Here is a 3,587-nt window from a genome sequence, read left to right as displayed (position 1 = left end):
GTCGGGCACGGCGGAAGCCGGTGCCATTGTGCGCATCTATGATGGGGCAACCTACCTGGGTGAGACCACTACGTTGGCAAATGGCACCTGGAGCTTGACCACTGGTGTCCTTTTGGATGGCCTGCACGCACTGACGGCCCAGGCTACCGACATCGCTGGCAACGCCAGCCCCATGTCAGAACCGTGGTCGGTCACGATTTCGGTTCTGGCACCAAACGCGCCGGTTATCGCCAGCCTGGTTGATGACCAGCCAGCTGTCACCGGTCCAGTCGGCAATAACGGATCCACCAACGATACGACCCCGATCCTCAACGGCTCGGCTGATCCGAACGTTACCGTCAACATCTATGTCGATGGTGTTTTGATAGGATCAACGACCAGTGACACGGATGGAAAGTGGACGTTTAATTTTGCGGCCAAGCTCGTAACTCTCGATGAGGGCTTCCACTCGATCACGGCCTCGGGGGTCAATTCCTTTGGCTTTGAAGGGAGCCAGTCGCTGCCGAGGTTTGTCACTGTTGACCTCACTCCGCCCGTATCGCCGATCATCGTTTCGGCAATCGATGACGTGGCAGGTATAATCAATACCGCCATGCCAAGCGGTACAATGACCAATGATACCATGCCGTCGTTCAAGGGATCTACCGATCCCTACGCCAAGATTAAACTCTACGACGGTACTACCTTGGTTGGCGAAGCAGTCGCGGATTCGGTCGGCAACTGGACAATCCAGCTGTCCGCCCCACTGGCGAATGGTCTGCACAACTTCACTGCCAAGGCAACGGATCCGGCGGGCAATGAGGGTCCTGCATCCAATCCGTTTACTCTCACGATAGATGCAGCGCCCCCCGCGGCTCCCAAAATCAACAAGGTGATCGACAATCAGGCCGATATTGTCGGGACCGTTTTGCCGGGCGGCAGCATGAATGACCCGCAGCCGCGGATCGAAGGAACTGCTGAAAGCAACGCTACCATCATGATCTATGATGGCGCGACGCTTGTTGCCACGGTGAATGCCAATGCTGCCGGCAACTGGTCCTATAAGTTCACCGACAATCTTGCCGATGGGGTCCATACCTTCACTGCCATTGCCACGGATTTAGCAGGTAACACCGGCCCTGCATCGGCCCCCTATACGGTTGAACTCGATACCATTGCGCCACTGTCTCCGCAGGTCGTCGGTATCGAGGATGACCGGGCAGATTACACCGGTATCATGGCCAACAATGCGCTAACCAATGACGCAACACCCAAGATCATTGGTAAGGCGGAGGCCTTCAGCAAGGTGGACCTGTTCATGGACGGTGTCTACCGGACCACGGTCACGGCCGACGCCAACGGCGACTGGAGCTATCAGTATACGGTCTCGCTCGGCGCCGGCGCTCACGCGATTACCGCACAAGCGGTGGACGCGGTCGGTAACCGCGGCAACCTGTCGGCCGAGTTCAATTTTACCATCGATACGACGGCCCCTGCTGCGCCCAAGATCATCTCGGCTGACGACAATGCTCTACCATCTTCGGGTTCGGTCAGTTCCAATGGCTGGACGAATGACACAACACCGACACTGAACGGTACGGCCGAGGCCAACAGCAAGGTGACCATCTATCTCAACGGCGTCGAAATAGGCACGACAACGGCCAGCACCGAAGGTGTCTGGACGTTTACGACACCGGTGCTGGGTGACGGCTCTCCCATGTTCACGGCCGAAGCGACTGATGTCGCCGGCAACACAGGGCCGATGTCTTCGGGTTTTCTGCTTCGCGTCGATACCGTCAGTCCGGATATACCGGCGATCACCGATGTCAGTGACGACTTGGCTGGCGTTGTGGGCATGGTTGCGAACAATGGCCTGACGAATGACACGCGGCCGATGTTGTCGGGCACAGCGGAAGCCGGGACCGAGCTGCAGATCTTCGGCGGCCCGTCCGGGACAACGTGGCTGACGACATTGACAGTGCCGGGCAGCGGGCTGTGGTCATGGACGCCGACAACCAACTGGACGAGTGGCACTCATAAGCTGACTGTCAAGTCGACCGATCGGGCGGGTAACGAGGCGGTTTCAGATCCATGGGTAATTGTGCTTGATGCCAACGCGCCCAGCCCACCGGTGATCTCAACAATTTACGACGATCAAGGGCCGGTGATCGGCAACGTCGCCAATACTGGTTGGACTAACGACAGTAGACCGGTGCTATCGGGAACCGCCGAAGCCAACTCGACGCTGACTATATTCGACAATGGTGTCGAGATTGCCATTGTTACGGTTCAGCCGGATGCAACCTGGACGTGGACGCCGGAAGCTGATCTGACCGAAGGTGCCCACAACTTTACGGCTAAGGCGACTGATGCCGCTGGCAACACCAGTGGGAGCAGTACGTCATTCACGATCAATGTCGACGTCACGGTACCGCCCGCGCCGAGCCTCACCAGGATTCAGGACAATGTGAATCCGGTATCCGGCGATCTTGTTGACGGTGCGTCTACAAATGATCCGACGCCAACGCTCTACGGGACGTCTGAACCCTATGCCACCGTCAATATCTATGACAACGGAGTGCTGGTCGGAACCGTTGTTACAGGATCCGCAACAACCTGGAATTGGACCCCGCCCAGCAATATTCCGGAAGGGAGCCATGTCTACACGGTGACTCAAACCGATCGTGCCGGATACGTCAGTCCGCCATCAGAGCCTTTCACGATTATCGTCGACCTGCTGGCACCCTTGGCACCGACCATCACCAGGGTCGTAGACGATGTGGAGTTCTACACCGGGGATTTGGCAGATGGCGCACTTACCAACGACAGCACGCCGACGGTGCATGGAAAGGGTGTCGCTGGCTCGACGATTACGGTTTACGATAATGGTACCGCGCGCGGGACGACCGTGGTCGATGCCGACGGAAACTGGTCGCTGACAGTTTCGATGAGCGGTAGCGGCAATCATTTGCTGGTCGCGACGGCGACCGATGCTGCCGGCAATGCCAGCCCGAATTCGAATTCCTGGCAGTTGTCGCTCGATACGACTGTGCCGGGCACTATTGGAAGCAGTAGTTCCCTGTCGTTGCTCACGTGGGTGGAATCCGGTGGAAATTACACGATTACAGGGAAGCAGCCTGTAGAGCCCGGAGCGAAAGTTAGCGTTTACGAAAACGGTGTCGAAATTGCCTCAACCTACGCGGACGGTGTGACCGGCGATTGGTCGATTACGTTGACCGACCCCGGTGATGCGAAATGGCATAAAATTGAGGTAATCCTATCGGATGCTGCTGGAAACTATAGGGAGCCTTGGTACAACTACTCGGAGGTTACTAACGCAGAAAATACTGGAGGAGCCGATTCATACGCGTTTTCAGAGTACCGGAATGACTTTTTTATCCAGTGGAGTAGTGCTGATACTCTACCGGCACCCTTGATTAAGTATGCGGTGGATGATGTCCTTGCCCAGAAAGGATATGTATATGAGGGCGGCGCAACCAATGACCAATACTTAAAGATTTTCGGCGTCGCCAAGTATTCCAGTTCACCGACCCATAAAGTAAATGTTTATGACGGCGACGTTCTGGTCGGTAGCGTAACCGTTCCTT

At 56.5% G+C, this 3,587-nt stretch carries 1 protein-coding gene; it reads left to right on the top strand.

The annotated features are described in order from the left end of the window. Positions 1-28: 28 nt before the first annotated feature. Positions 29-3,587: Ig-like domain-containing protein (locus LH464_RS24075; protein WP_315859756.1), on the top strand; the 3,559-nt coding region annotated here is incomplete at its 3' end.

This window comes from Pseudorhizobium xiangyangii, assembly GCF_020531965.1.
GTDB classification, from domain to species: domain Bacteria; phylum Pseudomonadota; class Alphaproteobacteria; order Rhizobiales; family Rhizobiaceae; genus Neorhizobium; species Neorhizobium xiangyangii.
This window is presented reverse-complemented; position numbering and strand designations above follow the sequence as displayed.